At 49.5% G+C, this 384-nt stretch carries 3 tRNA genes; all 3 read left to right on the plus strand.

Annotated features, from left to right (window positions below):
- Window positions 1-2 precede the first annotated feature (2 nt).
- The 3 genes from Q4519_RS21740 (at window position 3) to Q4519_RS21750 (ending at window position 379) form a co-directional block, all read left to right on the plus strand.
- A tRNA-Arg gene (locus Q4519_RS21740) sits at window positions 3-79 on the plus strand.
- Window positions 80-152: 73 nt separating this feature from the next.
- Window positions 153-229: transfer RNA gene (locus Q4519_RS21745), tRNA-Arg, on the plus strand.
- A gap of 73 nt (window positions 230-302) precedes the next feature.
- Window positions 303-379 (plus strand) — tRNA-Arg (locus Q4519_RS21750).
- The last annotated feature ends 5 nt before the right edge of the window (window positions 380-384 follow it).

Consider the following 384-nt stretch of genomic DNA (forward strand, 5'->3'; position numbering starts at 1 on the left):
GCGCGCATGTAGCTCAGCTGGATAGAGTACCTGGCTACGAACCAGGCGGTCGGAGGTTCGACTCCTTCCATGCGCGCCATTTTAGTTTTATTGCAGCAATTCGATTGATGCAGTAAATAAGAAACCTGTTAAACCAGAAAAAAGTTTACTGCGCGCATGTAGCTCAGCTGGATAGAGTACCTGGCTACGAACCAGGCGGTCGGAGGTTCGACTCCTTCCATGCGCGCCATTTTAGTTTTATTGCAGCAATTCGATTGATGCAGTAAATAAGAAATCTGCTAAACCAGAAAAAAGTTTACCGCGCGCATGTAGCTCAGCTGGATAGAGTACCTGGCTACGAACCAGGCGGTCGGAGGTTCGACTCCTTCCATGCGCGCCACTTTC

The sequence above is a fragment of the Motilimonas sp. 1_MG-2023 genome (genome assembly GCF_030547455.1).
In the GTDB taxonomy this organism is placed as follows: Bacteria; Pseudomonadota; Gammaproteobacteria; order Enterobacterales; family CBDFNC01; genus Motilimonas.